We start from the raw sequence: 20,808 nt of genomic DNA on the forward strand, positions 1-20,808 counted from the left end.
AGAGAATGCTCCCCATGTCGCGACTTGCGAAATTCGCCGCACTCGCCCTGAGCCTTGCCCCTGTGGCCCTCACCAATCCGGCGCTGGCGGAGGAAGTGGACCAGAACCGCCTGCCGCCCTCGCAGGACCCGGCACGCGTTGCGAACGGCCTTGCGCAGACGCCGCCGATGGGCTGGAACAGCTGGAACAAGTTCGCCTGCAACATCTCGGAAAAGACCATCCGCGACACGGCGGACGCACTGGTCGCCACCGGGATGAAGGATGCGGGCTACAATTACCTCGTGATCGACGATTGCTGGCATGGCGAGCGCGATGCCAAGGGCTTCATCACCGCCAATGCCAAGGCCTTCCCCTCGGGCATCAAGGCCACGGCCGACTACGTCCATTCGAAGGGCCTCAAGTTCGGCATCTATTCGGACGCCGGCACCAAGACCTGCGGTGGCCGCCCCGGAAGTCAGGGGCATGAGTATCAGGACGCGATCACTTATGCCTCATGGGGCGTCGATTACCTGAAGTACGACTGGTGCAGCACCGGCAGCCGCAATGCGGAAGAAGCCTATGCGCTGATGTCGGACGCGCTGCGCTCCACGGGGCGCGACGTGCTGCTCTCGCTCTGCGAATGGGGCACCAACCGCCCATGGCTCTGGGCCTCGAAGATCGGCAACATGTGGCGCACCACCGCCGATATCACTGACAAATGGTCGGGCAAGCACGGCTATGCGCTGGGCATGCTCGATATCGTCGATCTCAACGAGCCGCTCTGGGCTTATGCCGCGCCGGGACACTGGAACGACCCGGACATGCTGGAAGTCGGCAACGGCGGCATGACCACCACCGAATACCGCAGCCATTTCTCGCTCTGGTCGATGATGGCCTCGCCGCTGATCGCGGGCAACGACGTGGCGAACATGAGCGCGGACACCAGGGCGATCCTGCTCAACAAGGACGTGATCGCGGTCGATCAGGACAAGCTGGGCCGTCAGGGCCGCCGCGTGGCGAAGGACGGAAACGGCGAAGTCTGGGTCCGCACGCTGGCGGACGGCAAGCGCGCCGCGCTGCTGTTCAACCGGGGCGAGACGCCGGTGAAGCTGACGGTGAACTGGGCGCAGCTGGACTATCCTGCCGGCCAGTCGCTCAGGCTGCGTGACCTTTGGGCGCACCGCGATCTGGGCGCGATGAAGGGCAGCTTCTCGGCGCAGGTCCAGCCGCATGACGTGGTGATGGTCACGCTCACGCCGGAAAGCTGATCACTCCGCCAGAAGCGGAGGGTCGATGGCATCGGCCGCCGAATTGGCGCGGGCCGATGCCTTCACCCGGTCTATCAGGGTGATGAGGCGGGCGGCATCGTCGCCGGTCGGGCAGCGATGCGGCTCTCCGCGCAGGGCCTGCACGAATTCGCGGAGCTGATCGGTGAAGTAGTGATCGAGCCGGCGCCCGCCCATCGCGCGCGGATTGGCCAGCACGCCCTCCGGCGGAGTGACCAGCACTTCGCCGTTCCAGCGCAATATCTCGCCGTGCTCGATCTCCAGCACGCCGTGCTCGAAGTGCAGCACCTTGCGGTCCAGCACCGAGGGCTGGTTATACGAGATGTGGACGCTGGCCATGCGGCGGCCGGGATAGGCCAGCAGGATCATCGCCTCGTCCTCGCCCTGCCAGCCGGACTGGTGGCGCGCAGCTTCGGCATGGACGCGAACGGGATCGTCCTCCCCCATGACCAGTTGCACGAAATCCAGCGCATGAGGCGCGAAAAGCGAAAGGATCAGCCCCTCCTCCGGGCTGCGCTCGGCCCACCACGGGGCCTGCGGACCGTCCCATTTCACGCAGGTCGAAACCTCCAGCGCACGCAGGCGGCCGCACTGCGCCGACCTTTCCGCGCTGGCGCCCGAGAGGATGTCCGCCATGCAGCGCACCGCGGCGTTGTGCCGGAAGGTATGCCCCGCCGCCAGCACCAGCCCCCGCGCCTGCGCCTCGCGCGCCAGCATCGCGGCATCGGCCCCGGTCTCTGCCACCGGCTTCTCCACCAGCACATGCCGCCCTGCCCGCAGCGCCGCCAGCGACTGTTCGGCATGAAGCGCGTTGGGCGTGGCGATCAGCACCGCCTCCACCTCCGCCAGCGCCAGCGCTTCCTCCAGCGAGGTCAGCGCCCGGGCACCGAACGGCGCAGCGGCGGCCTGCGCCGCGGCCCGATCGGCATCGACCGCCGCGACCAGCCTGACATGGCCGGGCAGCGATGCGGCGGCGGCGAAATGCGCGCCGGAGATGCGGCCGCAGCCGATGATGGCGAGACCGGTCGGCGGTCTTGTCTGGTCGGTCATCGTCGCGGGGCTCCGGTCGGGAGAAGGAAATCCGCACCGAAGGACGGGTCGACAGGCCGACCCACCCTTCGGTGCCGTTCAGGCAGCTTTAGGTGCCGCTCGGTCTACTCCGGCTTGTGCAGCAGCGCCTGCGGCGCGGCGGGCGGCTTGGGCGGCGTCCAACCCGCCGGAACCGGGGCAGGCTTCTGTTCGCGGGCATAGTTCTCAAGGCTGGAAAGCGACGGGCCATAGTCCTCCGTCGGCGCGTGAAGCCACTTCTCGCCATAACCGCGCGCCGCCGCCACGAGATCCGCCGGAAGGCCCTTTTCGCCGTCCTCGATCGTCTGGAAATGGGTGAAGTAGTTCACATGGCCTTCGGCCTGCCCCATCAGCATCCACGGCAACCACGGCGTGATCCGGCTCCAGGCGCCGATATGCGGGATATGCGTAAGGCGCGGATTCTCAACGTCCTCGCGCTTCACCGTATAGATGAAGTGCTCCGAAACGCGGTTCATGGGGCCGGCGGATTCGCGCACCCACTTCGCCGGGTCCAGTGCGTTGGGATACTGCATGTCGATGTCGGTACGCAGGATCAGCGTGCCGTTGGGACCTTCCTCCCAATCCTGAAGGAAGGGCTTGCGCGGCGGCTTGTCCTTGTTGAGACCGCCGTAGGACGGGGGTTCGGGCGCCCACTGGCTGATCGTGAAGTTGAACGGATCGTTGGCGATCGGCACGACCTTCACGGTCTCGCCGGTGTAGGGATTCTGCCAGTTTTCCAGTATCTTCCCGGTTTCGAGATCCCGATAGAACACGATCTCGCGCAGCATCCGGCGATAGGAACCGTCCTCCAGCCGCTTGGTCCGCACGAAGCTGAAGCCCTCCACGCCGAACAGCGGACGAACCGGCTCGTTCGGCCGCACGCCATAGGCCTTGCCCTTCAGCCAGCCGCACTTTTCCTTGGCAGGATCGATATCGGCATCGATACGGACGTAGACGTCGCGGTTCCACTCCGGGTCCTTGAAATCGATCTTCGTCTTGAAGGCAGGCGTTGCCTTGCTGGGCCCGGTGGCGGCCTGCGCCAGCGACGGTGCTGCCGCAAGTCCTGCTGCAACTCCTGCGAATCCGAGGCTTTCGCGGCGGGAGAACTTCATTTCGTCCATTCGATGATCCCCTGTTGGGTCCGGCATCCGTTCGAACCGGTTGATCGGTTTTTTGCGCTTTCGAAAGCGCGCGGCATCGCGATAGGGTGCGGTGATCGCCAAGCGGATAGCCGGCGGCGGCGGGGCTGCCCCGAACCGCGCATCGCCGCAGAACCGTAACCGCGCACAGGATCAAGCGGAGTCGCAGCAGAATGCTCAACACCTTCCAGCAATCGCCCCACGCAGCCCTGCCGAAAGCGAATGCCGACGAGGCCTCGCGCCAGGAATTCGCCAAGAGCTTCAAGGGCTTCATCCAGTCCGGCCTGTTGCCCGGCCTCGGCCCGGTCTATCAGACCCGCGTCTCCCAGTCGTTCGAGAAACAGCACGGCCGCGCCCCGGTGGACCGCCGCGACATCCGTACCGGCATGGTGGGCGATCTCTACTTCCAGCACTATGCCGCCGCGAACCGGATCGCGCAGGAACTGCTGTGGGAATCGGTGAACGGCTCGGTGGACCGCCAGCTTCCCGAACTTCTGGAAAAGGCGAAGGAACTGTCCGCCTCCACCCCGGCAAAGCTGCAGATTCCCGAAGATTTCGTCCCGCCGCGCTATGTCACCGCGCTCGACATCCACTGCATGCCCGGCGGCTATTGCTCGGAAGTCTGCGCACAGGACATTTCGGTGGGCGCGCTCTACGACCGGGGCGTCTACCTCTATGCGATGGGCTATACCGGCCCCGACAATGACGACATGGGCCGCTCGGTGGTGAACTACCTCAAGCGCAACCGGCCTGATTTCAAGCCCCGCCGCATCCTCGACATGGGCTGCACGGTCGGCCACTCGACCCTGCCCTACAAGGAACTGTTCCCCGAAGCCGAAGTCTGGGGCATCGATGTGGGCGCGCCGGTGGTGCGCTATGCCCATGCCCGCGCCGCCGCGATGGGACAGGAGGTCAACTTCGCGCAGATGAGCGCCGAGCAGACCACTTTCCCCGACGGTCACTTCGACCTCGTCGTCAGCCATATCCTCCTGCATGAAACCAGCGGCAAGGCCATGCCCAGGATCTTCGAGGAAGCACACCGCGTGCTCGCGCCCGGCGGGTTGATGATCCACGCAGACCTTCCTCCCTTCGATCTCATGGACCCGTTCACCCAGTTCATCCTCGATAACGAGACCTGGTACAATAACGAGCCGTTCTGGGGCGCCATGCGCGACATGGACCAGATCGCGCTGGCCGAAAAGGCGGGGTTCGACCGCGCAGACGTGCGTTTCGATACCGCGCCGATGGCCGTGATGGAATTCGCCGCCGCCGCCGAGGGTTACAGCCAGGAAGCCTCCGAGCATGTTGCCGAGCGTGACTTCACCGCCGGCGAATTCGCGCCCGGCGGTGGCTGGGAAGTTCTCATTGCCCGCAAGCCCGAAGAAAAGGCCCTCGCTGCGTGAACGACATGACCATGACTGAAGAAACCACCGGCGAACGCCCGCACGTCATCCGCCACGCCAGGGGCAAGCGCCCGCAGTTCTACGACACGCCCGGCCTCGATGCCGCCATGTCGATGATAATGGTGCTGGCCAACGAGATGTGCGTCCTGCGCGACCGGCTGGATTCCGCCGAGCGCGTCGCCAAAGCCTCGGGGCTCGACCTCGCCGCCGGGATCGAGACGCTCCAGTTCGACCAGGACGCCCTGGAAGAGCGCGAGCAGCGCCGCCAGGATTTCCTCCAGCGGCTGTTCTATCTCCAGCTCAAGGATGCCGACGAAGCGGCCAAGGCCCAGACCGAAGCCGCCTACAACCAGACCATTGCCGATATAGCGCAGCAGTAGAGCTGCTGCCGGGACAAGTAAAAAGCCGCCGATGCCGGACGCATCGGCGGCTTTTTCGTACCTCCCGTCTGCCTCAATCCGCCAGTCGCCGCAGTTCCGGGCCGATCTCGGTGCCGATACGGTGCGTGTCCGCCAGCCAGTCGAACCCGGTGACGAGGAAATTGTCGATCCCCGCCTCGCGGTAGCGCATCAGGGCCTGCACCAGGGTTCCGGGCGATCCGACAAGGCACATGACCTGGAGGCGGCCTTGCGTCGCCTTGGTGAGCCCGGTCCACAGGCATGGGTCCAATGCGGCATCGTCCGCCTCCACCGCGCGCTCCGCCGCATCCTGTGCCGCCCGGCCAAGATCGCGTCCCAGTGCCCCGAACGCGGCCTGCCGCGCCTCGACACCGCGCAGGAGGTCGCGGGCGCGATCCCATGCCGCCTCGTCGCTGTCCGCCACCACAAGGCGCATCGACATCGAGAAACGCGGATCGCGGCCATAGACCCCCGCCTCCCGCCTCACTTTGCCGACCAGTTCGGCCACTTGCGCCGCGCTGCCCGGCCCCAGCGCGTAGACGTCCGCCAGTTCGGCGCCGTAGCGCAGGCCCAGTTCAGAAGTTCCCGCCCAGAACACCGGCACGCTGCCGTTCACCGGACGCACTTCGCTGCCGGCCTGCTCGAACTGGTACCAGTCTCCCTCATGGTCGAAGGGGTGCTCTCCGGCCCACATCCGGCGCATGACCTGCACATATTCGCGGCTGCGGTTATAGCGCTCCTGCTTGGAGTGGTAATCGCCGTCACAGCGGGTTTCGATGTCGGAAAAGGCAGTGATGATGTGGACGCCCGCTCTGCCGCCGGAAAATTGATCGAGCGTCGCGAAGGCGCGCGCGGCCATGGTCGGGGCGATGAAACCGGGACGATGCGCAACCATCAGCTTGAGGCGGCTGGTCGCCGCCGCCACCCATGTCGCGGTAACGAGGCTGTCGGCAGACTTCGCGTTCTGGCCGATCAGTACCCGGTCGTAGCCCGCCTGCTCATAGGCGCGCGCGCATTCGGCGACGAAGGCGGGATCGTAAACGGCAGGTTCGACGCTCGCCTCGGAACCCCGGTAGGGCGAGACGAGGCCGACGAGCTCGATGGGTTTGCGTGACATGGCATGATTTCCCGGAATGGAGCCTGAGGATCAGGCCTTCGCGTCCTGCCCGTTCTCCAGCGCCTGAAGCTGCGCGGGATCGAGCCGGTAGAAACACAAGGCGACGATGGCACAGAGCATGGCCGCCGCGGGGATCGCGGATTCGCAGAGCATGATCGCCAGGATCGCCCGCTCGCCCTGCACGGCCGCCTGTCCGCTGGCCGAAGGAACGTAGCCCATCGCGCCCAGGAACACCCCCATCGCCGCCAGCGCCGCGGCAGAGGAAAGCTTGTCGAACAGCGTGGTGAAGCCCGCAAAAGCGCCCTCGCGGCGCTCTCCGCTCTGCACATAGTCATAGCGCACGGCGTCGGACAGCAAGGCATAGGCGCACAGGATCATGCCCCCGCCCGCAAAGCCGCTTGCCAGACCGCGCAGAGAAACCAGCACCATGCTCTCGCCCGGCGCGGCGGCAAGCCAGCTCAGTTGCACCAGTCCGAACAGCGCCAGCGAGGCCATATAGCAGGCCTTCTTGCCAACCCGGCCCGAAAGCCAGACCCACACCGTCATGCCCAGCACCATCATCACGGTCGCCATCATGAAGTAAGTGCCCAGCACCTCGTCGCCCAGCCCGAGAACGACACGCGTGAAATAGGCAAGCGCAGCCGATCCGATCGCGGTGCCGAACAGCAGGAAGACATGGGCGATGGCCAGAATCCGGAAAGGTCGGTTGTCCCACGCTAGCCGGACCTGCCGGCCCAGCGCGACCAGCGGATTGCGGCGCACGATGGCGGTGGAGGCGCGCGGCTGCGTGCGCGGAGCGTCGCGCAGCAGGCGCACCGCCAGCACGGTGGCCAGCAGGACCACGAGGCCCACGACCATCGCCAGCAGAAGATGCCCGCCGCGCGTCGGCCCGGTCAGGCCGAGCAGCCAGGCGGGAAGCGTCGATCCGATCAGGGTGCCGATGGCATTGCCGTAAGTGCGCCAGGCCATGAGCCGGGTACGTTCGTGCGGATCGGAGGAGCTTTCCACCACCATCGCGAAGCCCGGGATCGTCAGCAGGGTATATCCGGTGGCGTGGATCGCCAGAGCCAGCGTGACGAAGACTTGCGCCAGCACGATAGAGCCCATGTCCGGCGCCCCGAACAGCAGCGCGAGGCCCAGCGGCATGGCGATGCCACCCGCGAAGAGGAACGGCAGGCGGCGCCCCCAGGGCGTCACCGCGCGGTCGCTCCAGGCCCCGACCGCCGGATCGAGGAAACCGTCGTAGATCTTGACCAGCGCGAAGATCAGGCCCGCCGCCCCTGCCGAGATGGCAAGGCTGTCGGTCATGAAGCGCAGACCCAGCACGGTGACGACATTCTGCCCCGCGGCATGTGCCAGCGGGATCATGAGCGAACCGAACCGGATGCGCCATGTCCTGGAACCGGATGGCTTGGAACCGGCAGGCGGAGCGATGGTCTGCGGTATATCGATGGCGCGCGGAATCGTTCCCGCGCCGGTTAGTTCGCTGGTCAAGCCTGCTGCCCTCCTGCCGTGCATCCCAGTCGATGCCGTCCCTTGCGAAGGTGCCTGCGGGCAGCCGCCCGCCGCGCCGTTTCTGAGCATTCTCCGCAGAGCGGAGAACCGCGCGGGATCACCCTTCGACGAGCATCACGCTGACCTCGGCGATGCCGTCGCGCAGCTTCTTCACCTCGGCGTATTCGGCCGATTCCCAGAAGGCCATCGCGGTTCCGGCATCAGGCCACTCCATGACGACCGCACCGCCGCCTTCATGGCCTGCGCCTTCGAGCACCCGGCCCTTCCGCCCGCGCAGCACGTAGCGCGCGCCCCATTCCTCCGCGAGCCGGGCCACTGCCGGGGAATAGCCCGACATGAAGGCCTCCCGGTCGTGGACTTTCGTGGTGATGACGAACCAGGCAGGCATGTTCTGTCTCCGAAATGGGAACCGGACCGGTCGGTCCGGTTCCACGCGGGTCAGCGGATCAGCGCCGCATCCTCCAGGCTCTGGAACATCGCCTGGCGCATGAGGTAGGCACGGCGGCGTTCGTCGTCCTGCTTGATCGCCAGGAACTCGCGCCGGCGCGCATCGTGCGCCGATCCGCAGCCGCCGCTGATGAAGGCCATGTTCTGCTTGGTCTGGGCCTGGGTGAAGCTATGCGTCACTTCGCGGCGCTGGCGGTCGTAAAGCGCGAGGCTGGGCTCCATCGCCGCCTGTCCCTTGAGCACGGGCAGCAGCTTCTCGAACAGGTTGAAGGCATCGTGGATGCCCGAATTCATGCCGAAGCCGCCGAGCGGATTGTTGAGATGGGCAGCATCGCCCACCAGCATGACGCGGCCCTCGCGGAACGACTGGGCCACGCGCTGGTGGACCCGATAGAGCGTGCGGTGATGCGTGACGACCGAGGCGCCGTCCCCCATGAGACGATCGAAGATCGCCGTCTTGTTGGCTTCGGAAGTCAGTTCCGCCTCGTCCACCGCGCCGTTCACCGGCACCAGCACGCGCCAGACGGACGGCACCTTCAGCAGCACCAGCCATTCCTGCGGATCGGAAACGTAGTTCACCAGCGAAAGGTTGGGCAGGAACTGGCCAAGGTCGGTTTCGGTCGAAAGGGTCAGGAACCGCTCGGGATAAGTGAACCCGTCGAATTCGGTGCCAAGCCATTTGCGCACGATGGAATTCGCACCGTCCGCGCCGATCAGGAAGTCGGCGCGGACGCGCTCGATCCCCATCATCGTCTCCACGGCAAGGTCCACGCCGTTCTCGTCCTGCACGAACGAAAGCAGGCGATTGCCGAAGCGGACATCGGCATTGGCGTGATTGTCCAGCCCCGATGCCAGCGCACGGGAAAGGTGATACTGCTCGCACTGGATGCGGAAGGGATAGCGGGTGACGTCGTGCAGCTCGCTGAGATCGAACTCGATCACTTCGCCCGAAGCGCGGTCGCGCCACTGATAGACGGGGGCCTTGAGGCCGGTTTCCAGCAGCATCGGCGTGATGCCGATATCGTCCAGCATTTCGAGCGTCGGCGGGTGGAAGGTCGAGGCGCGCAGATCCTGCGCACAGTCCTGTCCGGCTTCGAGCAGGATCACCGAGATACCCTGCTGCGCCAACAACGTCGCCATGACCGTGCCGACAGGGCCGGCACCGGCAATCGCTACCTGGCAACGATCTTTCACTGACATTTGCGATGAAACTCCATTCAACGGGACCGACAGGCCTAAAAGCTGCCGTCCGGGCTTGCGGCGCCGACCGTGACTCTATCCGAGGCGCGGTGAGCGGGATCGGGGCTACGATGTTTGGGGCGGTGTTCGGGCGGCCCCGTTCAGACCTTCGCGGCCGGAACGGGAGCCGGTGTGACCTTGTCCAGCCAGCGTTTGAGGTCGCGGGTGAACTTCTCCGGGTTCTCCCACATCGGGAAGTGGCCGAGGTCGGGATATTCGATCAGTTCGACCGGCGCATGCGTGAAACGGGCGACCGAGGCCTTGGCCCCTTGCGAGATCACGTCGTCATAGCTGCACCATTGCAGCAGCACCGGCACGCGCACCGTTTCCGCCACTGCTCCGACGTCCGAGGTCTTGAACGCCTTGACGTTGGCCTGAATGTACTGCGCCTGGCGGCCCAGCGCGCCCGGCAGGTTGTTCATGTCGTAAATCTGGTCAACCATACGATCGGTCGGCACGAAGCCGGGAGGCGTGGTGTCCTCCAGCATCAGCTTCCAGAACCAGTGCGAGCGCCAGTCCGGCAGCACCGCCTTGTGGAACGAGAGCATCCACGCCAGCCGCGGATCGACCTTGCGGGTCTGGCTCGGCCGTTCGAGCGGCAGCATCGAAAACGCCATGGCCGTGGCGTGGCCCGGATAGGCGCGGTTGTATTCGAGCGCGACGTTCGATCCATTGGACGTGGCGACGACCGCGAACCTGTCATGGCCAAGCTGTTTCATCAGCCCGTCCATGAGCTGCGCGGAACGCGGCGTGGAATAGACGCCCGAAGGATCGGGGCCGGTCAGCCCATAGGGCGACCAGTCGAAGCGGACCACGCGGTAGCGGTCCTTGAGCCGCTCGGCGACGCCGTCCCATTCATGAAGGTTGACGATCGAGCCGTGAAGCAGGACCACGACCGGCGCGCCCGCCGGGCCTTCCTCGCGCACGTGCATCCGCACACCGTCCACGGTGACGAAGCGCGAGGGGCCGTCGGCCCAGCGCTTTTCGAGTTCCGCCCGGTCGCTCGCGCCCGCTCCTGCCCGCAGGGCCAGTACGCTTCCACCGCCGACCAGCACCAACGCGCCAAGCGCGCCCAGAAGGATATGGCGCTTATTCATGCCGCCACCGCCTCACGCGCGGGCAGGCCCAGCGTCTCGCGCAGGGTGCTGCCGGGATATTCGGTGCGCAGGCGTCCGCGCTGCTGGAGCAGCGGCACCACCTGTTCGACGAAGTCCTCAAGCCCGCCCGGCATGTAGCTGGGCTGGAGGGTGAAACCATCGCAGGCACCGGCATCGCGCCAGGCGATCATCATGTCCGCCATCTGTTCGGGCGTGCCGAGGAACACGTTATGGCCGCGCGGATGGCGCATGAAATTGGCCGCGAAAGCGCCGAGCGGCGTACCCTTCTCCTGCGCGGGGGTGATGGCGCGGGCGATGTCGGCCTTGGGCAGGATCGTCCGGTCGAGGATCGTGTCCACCGGGATCGCACCGGCAGGGTCGAAGGCGGTCAGGTCGCAGCCCAGCGATTCCGAGAGATATTCGATGGCCAGCGCATCGTCGGCAAGATCTAGAATGGCGAGATGGTTGGCGCGCGCCTCCTCCTCGGTGCCGCCGAGCACGCAGGACAGGCCCGGCATGATCCGCACGCCGTCGGGATCGCGGCCCACGGCGGCGATGCGGGTGCGCAAGTCGCTGCGAAAATCCACGCCCGCCTCGATATTGGCGGCCGGACAGAAGATCGCCTCGGCCGTGCGCGCCGCGAAATCGCGCCCGTCGGGTGACTGGCCCGCCTGGACGAGGACCGGGCGGCCCTGCGGCAGCAGCGGCCCTTCGCGGTCCATCGCCGCCCAGAGTTCGCAGGCCTTGGCGACGACTTCCTTGGCGTGGCGATAGCGTTCGTCCTTCGGCGGCAGGTCGTCCTCGCCGAAGTTGGGGGCGGTGTCGGGGTGCGCGGTGGTCACGATGTTCCAGCCCGCGCGGCCGCCGGAAATACGCTCCATCGTACCGAAGCGCTCGGCGAGCATTTCCGGGGTGTTGTATGTCGTCGAAACCGTTGCGACGAGGCCGACGTGCTTCGTCACTGCCGCCATCGCGGTGAGCAGGCTGACGGGATCGAGCGTCGGCATCGCCATGCGCTCCGGCGTGCGACCACCCGCCCCGCGCGACTGAAGCTGGTCGCCGAAGACGATCGCGTCGAACATGCCCTGTTCGGCGAGTTTCGCGACGCGGGCGTAATAGTCCATCGAGAACACACCCGCCGGGTTCGCGCGCTCATGCATCCATCCACTCGGGAAGAAGCCGATGCCCTGAAGGAAGGCCCAGAGGTGAATTTGCTTGTCCATCATGCGTTCTCCGGGATCACGGCGCCGCCGGGCTGGTTTGATGCGGTGGAAGGGATCGGCAGGCCGAGCCGCGCGCGCAGGTCGCCGCTCTCGGAGGGCCGCGCCGAAACGAGAGCGCCGAAGCGCGCCCCGATCAGGGGAAGCTGCGACAGGGCGTCGGTCAGGGTGAAGTGCAGGCCGTCGATTTCACCGGCCTCGAAACGGGCCACCGGTTCGGCAGGATCGGCATCGGGCGCAACCTTGAGCAGCCGCTTGCTTGCCGGCGGCACGGGCTGTCCATCGGCAAACAGCGCGATATCGGCATCAGCCACGGCGAGAGGGTCATCCCCGTCCACCACCAGCAGCGGATGGCCGAGCGGCGGGCGCATGGCGTTGACGGGACCGGCCACCTTGAAGAAGGCGCCTTCGTAGTTCGAGGCGCTGACTTTCGACGCATCGAGATAGCGTCCGCTTGCCTTGTCGAGGATCAGCGTATCGCTGCCCCAGCCATCCCACAGCGCGCGGGCGGCGCCCACCATGTCCTCGCCCATGCCTTGCGGCGCGCCTTCGGATACCACTGACCAGCCGGTGCGGCCCGCGCTCAGGAAATCGATGGCCGAAAGCGCCCGGGCAACGTGGAAGGGGTGCGCGTTCGACGCGGGAACCGTGGCGACGAGGCCGAGCCCCGAGGTCAGCGGCGCCGCCCATGCCAGCAGCACTTGCGCATCGAAGGGAAGCGCGCCGGAGCGGCCCATGACCAGCAGGTCGAGACCGGCCGCTTCGGCAGCGCGCAGGATCGGCGCGGCGCTTTCGGGAACGGCGAAGGCGGCCTCGGCGATCGAGGCGGAAAGGATGAAAGGTCTGGTCATACGATGATCACCGGTTCGTGAAGGGGATGGATGGGTTCGCAGCCGGTCTCGGTAATGCGCACGAGGTCTTCGCAATGGGCCGAGCCGCCGATGCCGGTATCCAGCGTCGGGCAGTCGACCGAGAGGATCATGCCCGGCTCCAGCACGATGTCCGGCTTGCGCCAGAAACCGCCGTGGACCTCGCCCGGCTCGTCGGTATGGGCCAGGCCGACGCTGTGCGGGCCGAAGCCGATCACAGCCTCGTATCCGGCCTTGCGGATGGCCGCTTCGCCCAGCATCGCGATCTCGGAATAGCGCAGGCCCGGGCGCAGCTTCTCACGCACCGCCTGCCAGCCGAAGGCGGCCGCCTGTGCCGCGCGGGCAGCGGCGCGGGTGGGCTCGCCGACGAAAACGGTGCGGGCGAAATCGCCGTGGTAACCAAGGTACTGGCTCACCCCGTCGAGCATCAGCGTCTGCCCATCCGCGACCTCGATACGCGACAGGTCCGAGGAGACGCGGTCGACATTGAGGAACACCGCCGTATTGCCGCGCGCGGCGGTTTCCATGCGGAACAGCGCCTGCAATTCGGCATGGCTGGCGCCGGCACGGATCGCGCGGCCCACGGCATTGAGGGCATCGACGTTGGACTTCGCCGCGCGCGCCATCAGGGCGTGCTCCAGCGGCGATTTCACTAGGCGGATCTCGCGCAGTATATTGTCGGCCTGCACCAGTTCGCCGGGATGCTCGCGCCGCAGGGCGACTTCGGCGATGACCCCGTGGTCGTAGCCGATCCGTCCCTGCCACAGGCCAAGACCGCGCATGGCCGCGGCGATGGCAGCCCCTGCATCCCCGCGCGCCGTCATGGCCCCGGCCTCACGCGCGGAAATCGCCTCGCGGTGAGCCTCGGCGGCGGTCGGAGGGCTGCTGGATCGGCGCGGCAGGACGGGCGTGTCCGGCACTTGCGCCGGGGTGTCGTCGCCCTCATCTCCGAGCGTGTCGTAGAGCCAGACGGCCACGTCGTTGCGGCTGCGTCCGTCGGCCCAGCTATAGTGATGGAGGAAGCGGCTGGTGACGAGGCCCCACTGTCCGGGCCGCTCCCGCGCGATCAGTGCGAAAGTCCCCGGAGGCTGCCCGGGCCGGGTCCGCCCGATCTGCGGCCAGTGCCCCAGCGCGTGGAACACGTTCACGGGATCGCCCAGCACCAGGCCCGCCAGATCGTGCCGTTCCATCACGGCGATCGCACGGGCCAGATTGATCGGCCCCTCGCGCTCTAGCGCCGCCAGAAGCGCGCCGTCGTCAGGAAGGAAGGATGTGTCCATGACGGCGATTATGAACCCCGCCGCCGGGCAATCCGGGGTGGGGGGATAAAACTATTCGCCTGCCGATCAAGTTTGCATGGAGGGGCGGCGGGTGACCGGCCTGCGATAGCCTCGGCCCCCATGAACGAACCCGAGATTCCCGATACCCTTCAGATCGAGCGCGCCTTCGTCCGGCTGGATGAGGGGCAGGTTCACTTGCGCCGCCTGCCCGCGGCCGATGCCGCGCACCGGCCCTTGCTCCTGCTTCACGCCTCGCCCGCGTCCTCATGGTTCATGCAGGACCTGATGACGGCCCTTCGCGCGGCGGGATACCTGGGCGAGATCGTCGCGCCCGATACGCTCGGCAACGGCGATTCCGCCGCCCCCGGACCTGCCGAGCCCGACATCGCCTATTTCGCGGATTCCGTGGACCGCCTGTGCAACGCACTGGGCTTCGGAGCGGTCGATGCCTACGGCACGCACACCGGCGCCCGCATCGCCTGCGAGCTTGCCGCCGGCCATCCCGCCCGCGTGCACCGCCTCGTGCTGGACGGCATCACCGAATACGAGGACGATCTGCGCGAAGCGGTGATCGCCAATTACGCCCCCGTGGTCGAGCCGGACGAATATGGCCGCCACCTGGTCTGGGCGTTCAACTTCTGCCGCGACCAGGCGCTGTTCTTCCCCCATTTCATGAAGGATGCGGAACATCGGCTTTCCGTGCCGATGCCGCCGCCGCAAGTGCTGCACCGGATCACGCTGGACGTGCTCAAGGCGCTCGACACTTATCCCAAGCCCTACATCGCCGCGTTCCGCTACCGCGCGTTCGAGCGCATGGCCCGGATCGCAGCGCCCACGCTGCTGCTCAAGCCCGAGACCGAACTGGCCCTGCTCAATGCCTCGGTGAAGACCGCGCTTGGCCTGCTGGCCGACGGGCATGAGGCGGCAACCGGCGGATCACCCGAAGCCAAGGCCGCCGCCATGGCCAAATTCCTCAAGAGGCAGCTACCATGAAGATGTCGGTTTCGAAGGATAGCCGGGCCGATGTCCGGTTAAGTGTCAGGACCTGCCTCGGCTTCGGGATCGGCACGGTGGGCGTGTCGATCATGCTCAACACCGTGACCACCTACTTCCCCGCGCTGATGTCCACCGTGCTGGGCCAGTCGCCCGAGATCGCCGGTTACCTGCTGATGATCTCCAAGCTGGCCGACGCGGTGATCGACGTCGCCATCGGCAGCCTGTCCGACCGCGCCCGCACCCGCTGGGGCCGGCGCAAGCCGTTCCTCCTGGGAGGAGCGCTGCTTTCGGCGGTCTCGTTCGTGATGCTGTTCGCACCGCCGGTCCTGTCCGAAGGGGCACTGCTGCTCTGGATGATCGCGGGGCTGGTGATCTATTCCACCGCCTATTCGCTGTTCAACGTGCCCTACATGGCCCTGCCCGCCGAACTGACCGACGGCTTCCACGAACGCACGCGCCTGATCTCGTTCCGCACGGTGTTCGTCTCGATCGGCCAGCTTCTGGCGATGGCGGGCACCGCGTGGCTGATCCAGAGCGGCGGCGCGGGCCGTTCCGGCTTCGCCACCATGGGCGTGGTCATGGCGCTCATCATCGGCGGATCGATGACGGCGACGGCGCTCGCCGTTCCGGTGAAGCACGGTACCGCGCCGGGTTCCGGCAAGCACCTGCCCGGTCCGGCGCAGCTTCGCGCGATCGCCCGCAACCGGCCCTTCATGATGCTGCTGGGCGCCAAGGTGTTCCAGTTCCTCTCCTTCGCCTCGGTCGCCTCGACGATGCTGCTGTTCATGCTCAACGTCGTGGGCGTGGGCTACAGCGGCCAGATCGCCTTTGCCGTGACCCAGAACGTCGTCACCGCGCTGGTCATGCCGCTGTGGGTCTGGACCGGAAAGCGCTTCGGCAAGCGCCGCACGTATCTGGCGGGCGTCGTGCTGTTCTGCATGACCACGCTGAGCTGGCTCCTGGCCGACCATTCGATCACCACGACCGGTATCGTCCTGCGCGGTATCGGCGGCGGCCTCGGCTCGGGCGCGATCATCCTGATGTCGATCTCGATGCTGGGCGACACCCAGGCCTATGACCGCCTGCTGACCGGCGAGGCGCGCGAGGGCCTGCTCTCCAGCGCCATAGCCGTGATCGAGAAAGTCAGCTTCGCGCTCGGCGTGGCGGTGCTGGGCGTGTTCCTTCACGCGCTGGGCTACGTGCCGACCACCGGCGGCGCCATCGTCGCCCAGCCCGCCAGCGCGATGCTGGCGCTGAAGCTCGGATTCTCGGTGATCCCGGCGGTCATGTTCGCGATCAACGGCCTGTTCCTCTGGGCATACGACCTTGACGAGGACAAGCTCGCCGCCGCGCGCCTGGAGACTTCCGAAGGCCTTGGGAACGCAGTGGCATGACCCGATCCCCGAACAGCGGAGATTCCTCTTTGGCCGCGCAAGGTGCGCAAAGCAGCGAGCATTCTGCCTTCATGACCGACACACCCTCGATCCGCCGTGCCTATACTACCTGCCGCCACGGCCAGATGCATTATCGCACTGCCGGGGCCGCACAGGCCGGACGCACGCCCATCGTGCTGCTGCACCAGAACCCCTCGTCTTCCTACGAGTACGAGGCCCTGATCCGCGAACTGGCGACCGACCGGCTCGTGATCTCCTTCGACACGCCGGGCTACGGCATGTCCGACGCGCCGCCCGCGCCGCCGGGGATGGCGGGCTATGCCGCCGCCTTCTCGGACGCGCTCGATGCGCTGGAGGCCGACGGCGTGCTCACCGGCAAGGTCGATCTCTACGGCTTCCACACCGGCACGCTGCTGTCCTGCGAACTGGCCATCGCCCGCCCGGACAAGGTCCGCGCATTGGGGCTGACCGGCATTCCGATGTTCGATCCGGCCACCCTTGCCGCCAAGCTCGAAGAAGCGCGCAATTTCCCGGAGCCGGACGAAAGCGGCGAAGTGATCCTCGGCCTGCTCGGCAGGCTCTGGGGCTATATCGTCACCAACCGCGATCCCGCACAGCCGCTCGACAAGGCGGTGTTGAACTTCGCCGACAAATCGCGCGTGCTGCACCGTTTCACCTGGGCCTACAGCGGCGTCTGGTCGTGGGATTTCTCGCGCCTCGGCCTCGTAACCCAGCCTGCCGTGCTCGTGCAGACGGCGGAAGACCTTCTCGAAGTGTCCCTCCAGGCCGCCGCGCGCATGCCGGACTGCCGGACGGTCCAGCTTCTCGATCTCGACAAAGACATTTTCGATCTTGCCCCGGAGCGTATTGCCCATGAACTGCGTGACTTCCTTGACCGCCTCTGACCTTCCGGTGGCCGAGGTTTCGCACTCGGTCCTCCACCCCGAGTTCATCGCCGCCGAAGTGGCGCGCCGCTATCCCGTCAAGGGCGAGCTGACCTGTTTCCTGCTCTACCGGGGCATGAACGATGTCTATCTCGTGCAGGACGAGGAAGCGAAATACGCCCTGCGCGTCTGGCGCAAGACCTACCGCGACGTTGACGACGTGGCCTACGAACTCGATTTCCTCGACTATCTGCGCGAACAGGGCTTCCCCGCCTCGGTCGGCGTGCCGCAGCATGACGGCAAGCTCTACTTCAAGGTGCTTTCCCCCGAGGGCGAACGCGCCATCGCGCTTTACGACTGGGCGCCGGGCGTGAAGTTCGGAGACCGCCTGTCCGAGGAAACCGCCTTCCGCATCGGCGCCGCCATGGCCCGGATGCACCTGCTCGGCAATGCCTGGGCGGGCGCCGACCACCGGTTCTCGACCGAGACGGCCAAGGACTACAACATCTGCATGCCGGCGCTGATAGACTTCGTCTACGACCGGCCGGACGACTTGCGCGACTATCCGGTGATCGCCGCCAACCTCGACAAGCGGCTCGACGAACTGGCCGCCTCGGGCAAGGTGCCGCTGGGCGTGTGCCACCGCGATTTCCACCCCAGCAACGTCCACGTCGCCGAAGACGGCGGCATCACCCTGCTGGACTTCGACGCCGCGGGCGAGGACTTCCTCATGCAGGACGTGCAGAACTTCGTCTGGGGCAACCTGTTCTACGGCTTCGACCCGAAGATCGGCGAGGCTTTCGAGGACGGCTACCAGTCGGTTCGGCCCTTCACCCGGGAAGAGACCGAGAATACCGAGCTGTTCCTGATGGCCAAGGCCCTGCGCCTGATCGCAGGCATGGCCCATAGCTCGACGGCGGTAGGACGCGGCACCCTGCGCTTCCGCAATCTCGACTGGCTGGGGGACTATGTGAAGACCCGCGCCCGCGCCTGCGGCCTGCTCTGACCATGAACGGCCCGATCGCGCTCGACAGGGCGGAGGCTGCGGCGATGCCATCGTCCGGCTCCCGCCCGGTGGCGGAAGGCTCGTGGCCGGGCGGAAAATCCGCCTGGGTCATGGTTTTCATGCTGTTCCTGGCAGGGGTGCTCTCGGTCATCGACCGGGCGGCGCTCAACATCCTGGTCGATCCGGTGCGCGCCGATATCGGCATCGGGGACGAGCAGATCGGGCTGTTGCAGGGCCTCGCCTTCGGGCTGTTCTATGCTTTCATGGGCCTGCCGATGGGTCTGCTGGCCGATCGCATCTCCCGCCGCAACCTGATTGTCGCGGGAATCGCGCTGTGGAGCATGGCGACGATCGGCAGCGGGATGGCCCAGACGTTCGGCTCGCTGTTCACCGCCCGCCTGCTGGTGGGTCTGGGAGAGGCGGCGCTGGGGCCGGCCGCGATCTCGCTGATCGCGGACCTTTTCTCCCCCGAGCGACGCGGGCGGCCGATCTCGTTCTACATGATGGGACAGGGCCTCGCGAACGGCGTGGCCATCTCGCTTACCGGCCTCTTGGTGACGGCCGCCGGTGCGGGCGCTTTCCTCGGCCTGCCGCTGATCGGCCACCTCGTGCCCTGGCGGATCGTCTTCGTGGTGTTCGGCGCCGGCGGGCTGCTGGTGGCGCTGGCCCTGCTTGCCTTCACGCGCGAGCCCGTCCGGCAAGTGCAGGCCGCCGCCGGAGCCGTGCCGCGCCTGCCCGGTGCGGCGGAAGCCGCCTATTTCTGGCGCAACCGCCGCGTCCTGCTGCCGCTCTATTTCGGTTTCGCGACCTGCTTCACGGTCGCCTACGGCGGTTCCGCCTGGGCGCCGACGATGCTGCTGCGTGGCTACGGCGCCGATGCCGCGTTCCTCGGCAAGTGGCTGGGGCCGCTCTCGATCCTGTTCTCCGCCATCGGCCCGCTGATCGGCGGAACGATGCTGGACCGCTCGATGCGCTCGGGCCGGACGATGGCGCGCTTCGCGATCCTCGCGGTCGCGCCGTTGTTCGCCCTGCCCTCCGTCCTGGCGGTGCTGGCGGGAGAACTTCACCTGGCGACAGTGCTGGTGGCCTCTTCGAACGCCGTGTTCTCGGTGATCGGCACGGTCATGTTCGCCACTTTGCAGTCCCTCGTCCCGCCCCGGATGCGCGGCTGCGCGATTTCGCTCACGCTCGTGCTCAACACCATCATCGGCGCCAGCCTCGGCCCGCTGATGGTCGCCAGCGTGACCGAGCGCGTGCTGCACGACCCGGCGCAAGTGGGCTGGTCGATTGCCGTGGTCTGCACGCCGTTCCTGTTGCTGGGCGCCGCGCTCTATGCCGGAGCCGGGCGCGCTATGCGCCGCGCCGCCGCGCGCGGCGACAGCGAATGCGCGCAGCTTCTTTCAAGCGGCGCCAACTGATCGAGACACACAATCCATGTCCGGGCGCAATCGCCCGGCCATGACAGCCTACCCAGGGGGGGAAACAGCGATGACGGTCGGTCGAATTCTCAAGACGGCGGGGGGCGCGGTCCTTGCCGTTGTCGTCCTGCTGGCGCTCGTGCTGCTGACGATGCGGCTGGGCTGGTGGAACCCGTCCTATGAAAGCGTAAAGGCGGCGCAGGCCACGGCGCCCTCGACGTTCGAACGCATCGGCACTGCCAATCTCCACATCCGCGACGAAGGTCCGCGCGACGGCCCGGTCGTGGTGATGCTCCACAGCTCGATGACGAACCTGCGCGAATGGGACGGCTGGACCGACGCGCTCAAGGACAAGTACCGGGTGATCCGGTTCGACTGGCCGCCCTACGGCCTCTCGACGGACAGCGCCCCCTCCACCGGGATGCCCGGCGTGGTGGCGCTGCTGGAAAAGCTGATGGAGAAGAAGGGCGTCACGCGCTTCGCCCTTGTCGGCACGTCCAGCGGAGCCACCGTCTCGACGCTCTACGCTGCGAAGTATCCGCAGAAGGTCACGGCGCTGGCGCTCTCGGCCCTGCCGCTGAAAGCGCCGCCGCCCAGCGATTTCAGCCGCCTGATGTGGGCGATGGTCTGGACCCACGAGACGCTGGTGCCCAACTACTACCCGCGCTTCTACTATCGCCGCGCGCTTTCCGAACTCTACGGCAAGCCCGAACGCCTCACGGACGCGACGGTGGACTGGTACTACCAGACCAACACCCTGCCCGGCGGCTTCGCCCGCGTGAAGGACTACTACGAAACCAACAAGAAGGCGGTCTGGGCCAAGGGCGCGGGCGACGACGCCGCGCGGGTCAAGGCGCCGATCCTGTTGCAATGGGGTGATGCCGATCCGGTGCTGCCGAAGTACCTCGCCGCCGATGCGGTGAAGGAATTCTCGGGCACGAAAGTGGACGTGATCCACTATCCCGATCTCGGCCATTACCCGATGCTCGAACTGCCCGGGGAAACCGCAAGGGACCTGCGCGCCTGGCTCGACCGGACGGTGACGAAGTGAGC

At 66.8% G+C, this 20,808-nt stretch carries 19 protein-coding genes; 9 read left to right on the top strand and 10 right to left on the bottom strand.

What is annotated here, in order from left to right; all coding sequences use genetic code 11:
• The first annotated feature begins 14 nt into the window (after window positions 1–14).
• Window positions 15–1,247, top strand: a complete 1,233-nt coding sequence (locus ACXJ16_RS20365) for a glycoside hydrolase family 27 protein (protein WP_463923177.1) — start codon at window positions 15–17, stop codon at window positions 1,245–1,247.
• Here the strand turns inward: ACXJ16_RS20365 and ACXJ16_RS20370 are convergent, their stop codons facing one another.
• Together ACXJ16_RS20370 and ACXJ16_RS20375 are read right to left on the bottom strand one after the other, a co-directional pair.
• Window positions 1,248–2,315 (bottom strand): Gfo/Idh/MocA family protein, encoded by a 1,068-nt coding sequence (locus ACXJ16_RS20370; RefSeq protein WP_463923178.1) that lies wholly within the window; start codon window positions 2,313–2,315, stop codon window positions 1,248–1,250. It lies immediately after the preceding gene.
• A gap of 104 nt (window positions 2,316–2,419) precedes the next feature.
• Window positions 2,420–3,454: a DUF1838 family protein gene (locus tag ACXJ16_RS20375; protein ID WP_463923179.1), complete on the bottom strand. Its 1,035-nt coding sequence runs from the start codon at window positions 3,452–3,454 to the stop codon at window positions 2,420–2,422.
• Window positions 3,455–3,645: 191 nt separating this feature from the next.
• Between ACXJ16_RS20375 and ACXJ16_RS20380 the strand changes: the two genes are divergently transcribed.
• Both ACXJ16_RS20380 and ACXJ16_RS20385 read left to right on the top strand, forming a co-directional pair.
• On the top strand, window positions 3,646–4,875 hold the full coding sequence (locus ACXJ16_RS20380; protein ID WP_054438999.1) for a class I SAM-dependent methyltransferase: 1,230 nt from the start codon (window positions 3,646–3,648) through the stop codon (window positions 4,873–4,875).
• Window positions 4,876–4,880: 5 nt separating this feature from the next.
• A complete protein-coding gene (locus tag ACXJ16_RS20385; RefSeq protein WP_324699945.1) occupies window positions 4,881–5,255 on the top strand; it encodes a hypothetical protein in 375 nt (124 codons plus the stop codon).
• Window positions 5,256–5,328: 73 nt separating this feature from the next.
• Here the strand turns inward: ACXJ16_RS20385 and ACXJ16_RS20390 are convergent, their stop codons facing one another.
• The 8 genes from ACXJ16_RS20390 to ACXJ16_RS20425 form a co-directional block, all read right to left on the bottom strand.
• The gene (locus ACXJ16_RS20390) at window positions 5,329–6,390 is read right to left on the bottom strand and encodes an LLM class flavin-dependent oxidoreductase (RefSeq protein WP_463923180.1); all 1,062 of its coding nucleotides are present in this window, start codon (window positions 6,388–6,390) and stop codon (window positions 5,329–5,331) included.
• A 30-nt stretch (window positions 6,391–6,420) separates the two neighbouring features.
• Window positions 6,421–7,884: an MFS transporter gene (locus tag ACXJ16_RS20395; protein ID WP_443478180.1), complete on the bottom strand. Its 1,464-nt coding sequence runs from the start codon at window positions 7,882–7,884 to the stop codon at window positions 6,421–6,423.
• A gap of 118 nt (window positions 7,885–8,002) precedes the next feature.
• Window positions 8,003–8,293: a DUF1330 domain-containing protein gene (locus ACXJ16_RS20400; RefSeq protein WP_463923181.1), complete on the bottom strand. Its 291-nt coding sequence runs from the start codon at window positions 8,291–8,293 to the stop codon at window positions 8,003–8,005.
• 50 nt (window positions 8,294–8,343) lie between these two features.
• Window positions 8,344–9,552: an FAD-dependent oxidoreductase gene (locus ACXJ16_RS20405; protein ID WP_463923182.1), complete on the bottom strand. Its 1,209-nt coding sequence runs from the start codon at window positions 9,550–9,552 to the stop codon at window positions 8,344–8,346.
• Window positions 9,553–9,692: 140 nt separating this feature from the next.
• A complete protein-coding gene (locus ACXJ16_RS20410; RefSeq protein ID WP_463923183.1) occupies window positions 9,693–10,688 on the bottom strand; it encodes an alpha/beta fold hydrolase in 996 nt (331 codons plus the stop codon).
• Window positions 10,685–11,911 (bottom strand): LLM class flavin-dependent oxidoreductase, encoded by a 1,227-nt coding sequence (locus ACXJ16_RS20415; RefSeq protein WP_463923184.1) that lies wholly within the window; start codon window positions 11,909–11,911, stop codon window positions 10,685–10,687. The genes ACXJ16_RS20410 and ACXJ16_RS20415 overlap by 4 nt, the downstream gene beginning before the upstream one ends.
• A complete protein-coding gene (locus ACXJ16_RS20420) occupies window positions 11,911–12,759 on the bottom strand; it encodes an LLM class flavin-dependent oxidoreductase (RefSeq protein ID WP_463923185.1) in 849 nt (282 codons plus the stop codon). The genes ACXJ16_RS20415 and ACXJ16_RS20420 overlap by 1 nt, the downstream gene beginning before the upstream one ends.
• On the bottom strand, window positions 12,756–14,057 hold the full coding sequence (locus tag ACXJ16_RS20425; protein ID WP_463923186.1) for a M24 family metallopeptidase: 1,302 nt from the start codon (window positions 14,055–14,057) through the stop codon (window positions 12,756–12,758). Before ACXJ16_RS20425 ends, ACXJ16_RS20420 begins: the two co-directional genes overlap by 4 nt.
• Before the next feature lie 120 nt (window positions 14,058–14,177).
• Between ACXJ16_RS20425 and ACXJ16_RS20430 the strand changes: the two genes are divergently transcribed.
• The 6 genes from ACXJ16_RS20430 (at window position 14,178) to ACXJ16_RS20455 (ending at window position 20,806) form a co-directional block, all read left to right on the top strand.
• Entirely contained in the window at window positions 14,178–15,050 is an 873-nt protein-coding gene (locus ACXJ16_RS20430; RefSeq protein WP_463923187.1) for an alpha/beta fold hydrolase, read from the top strand.
• Window positions 15,047–16,447 (top strand): MFS transporter, encoded by a 1,401-nt coding sequence (locus tag ACXJ16_RS20435; RefSeq protein WP_463923188.1) that lies wholly within the window; start codon window positions 15,047–15,049, stop codon window positions 16,445–16,447. The genes ACXJ16_RS20430 and ACXJ16_RS20435 overlap by 4 nt, the downstream gene beginning before the upstream one ends.
• Before the next feature lie 71 nt (window positions 16,448–16,518).
• Entirely contained in the window at window positions 16,519–17,352 is an 834-nt protein-coding gene (locus tag ACXJ16_RS20440; protein WP_463923189.1) for an alpha/beta fold hydrolase, read from the top strand.
• Complete coding sequence (locus tag ACXJ16_RS20445; protein ID WP_185999773.1) at window positions 17,321–18,337, top strand: phosphotransferase enzyme family protein; 1,017 nt, start codon at window positions 17,321–17,323, stop codon at window positions 18,335–18,337. The genes ACXJ16_RS20440 and ACXJ16_RS20445 overlap by 32 nt, the downstream gene beginning before the upstream one ends.
• Window positions 18,338–18,339: 2 nt before the next feature.
• Complete coding sequence (locus ACXJ16_RS20450; RefSeq protein ID WP_463923190.1) at window positions 18,340–19,755, top strand: MFS transporter; 1,416 nt, start codon at window positions 18,340–18,342, stop codon at window positions 19,753–19,755.
• A 70-nt stretch (window positions 19,756–19,825) separates the two neighbouring features.
• Window positions 19,826–20,806 (top strand): alpha/beta fold hydrolase, encoded by a 981-nt coding sequence (locus tag ACXJ16_RS20455; RefSeq protein WP_463923191.1) that lies wholly within the window; start codon window positions 19,826–19,828, stop codon window positions 20,804–20,806.
• Window positions 20,807–20,808: the final 2 nt, after the last annotated feature.

It is taken from the genome of Novosphingobium sp. TK71 (assembly GCF_055361505.1).

Bases quoted from the DNA above. Each gene is read 5' to 3' on its own strand.
- ACXJ16_RS20365 (WP_463923177.1), top strand. From the start codon at position 15: ATGTCGCGACTTGCGAAATTCGCCGCACTCGCCCTGAGCCTTGCCCCT.
- ACXJ16_RS20415 (WP_463923184.1), bottom strand. From the start codon at position 11,911: ATGGACAAGCAAATTCACCTCTGGGCCTTCCTTCAGGGCATCGGCTTC.
- ACXJ16_RS20435 (WP_463923188.1), top strand. From the start codon at position 15,047: ATGAAGATGTCGGTTTCGAAGGATAGCCGGGCCGATGTCCGGTTAAGT.
- ACXJ16_RS20425 (WP_463923186.1), bottom strand. From the start codon at position 14,057: ATGGACACATCCTTCCTTCCTGACGACGGCGCGCTTCTGGCGGCGCTA.
- ACXJ16_RS20390 (WP_463923180.1), bottom strand. From the start codon at position 6,390: ATGTCACGCAAACCCATCGAGCTCGTCGGCCTCGTCTCGCCCTACCGG.
- ACXJ16_RS20400 (WP_463923181.1), bottom strand. From the start codon at position 8,293: ATGCCTGCCTGGTTCGTCATCACCACGAAAGTCCACGACCGGGAGGCC.
- ACXJ16_RS20430 (WP_463923187.1), top strand. From the start codon at position 14,178: ATGAACGAACCCGAGATTCCCGATACCCTTCAGATCGAGCGCGCCTTC.
- ACXJ16_RS20380 (WP_054438999.1), top strand. From the start codon at position 3,646: ATGCTCAACACCTTCCAGCAATCGCCCCACGCAGCCCTGCCGAAAGCG.
- ACXJ16_RS20455 (WP_463923191.1), top strand. From the start codon at position 19,826: ATGACGGTCGGTCGAATTCTCAAGACGGCGGGGGGCGCGGTCCTTGCC.
- ACXJ16_RS20440 (WP_463923189.1), top strand. From the start codon at position 16,519: ATGACCGACACACCCTCGATCCGCCGTGCCTATACTACCTGCCGCCAC.
- ACXJ16_RS20375 (WP_463923179.1), bottom strand. From the start codon at position 3,454: ATGGACGAAATGAAGTTCTCCCGCCGCGAAAGCCTCGGATTCGCAGGA.
- ACXJ16_RS20450 (WP_463923190.1), top strand. From the start codon at position 18,340: ATGAACGGCCCGATCGCGCTCGACAGGGCGGAGGCTGCGGCGATGCCA.
- ACXJ16_RS20405 (WP_463923182.1), bottom strand. From the start codon at position 9,552: ATGTCAGTGAAAGATCGTTGCCAGGTAGCGATTGCCGGTGCCGGCCCT.
- ACXJ16_RS20420 (WP_463923185.1), bottom strand. From the start codon at position 12,759: ATGACCAGACCTTTCATCCTTTCCGCCTCGATCGCCGAGGCCGCCTTC.
- ACXJ16_RS20385 (WP_324699945.1), top strand. From the start codon at position 4,881: ATGACCATGACTGAAGAAACCACCGGCGAACGCCCGCACGTCATCCGC.
- ACXJ16_RS20370 (WP_463923178.1), bottom strand. From the start codon at position 2,315: ATGACCGACCAGACAAGACCGCCGACCGGTCTCGCCATCATCGGCTGC.
- ACXJ16_RS20445 (WP_185999773.1), top strand. From the start codon at position 17,321: ATGAACTGCGTGACTTCCTTGACCGCCTCTGACCTTCCGGTGGCCGAG.
- ACXJ16_RS20410 (WP_463923183.1), bottom strand. From the start codon at position 10,688: ATGAATAAGCGCCATATCCTTCTGGGCGCGCTTGGCGCGTTGGTGCTG.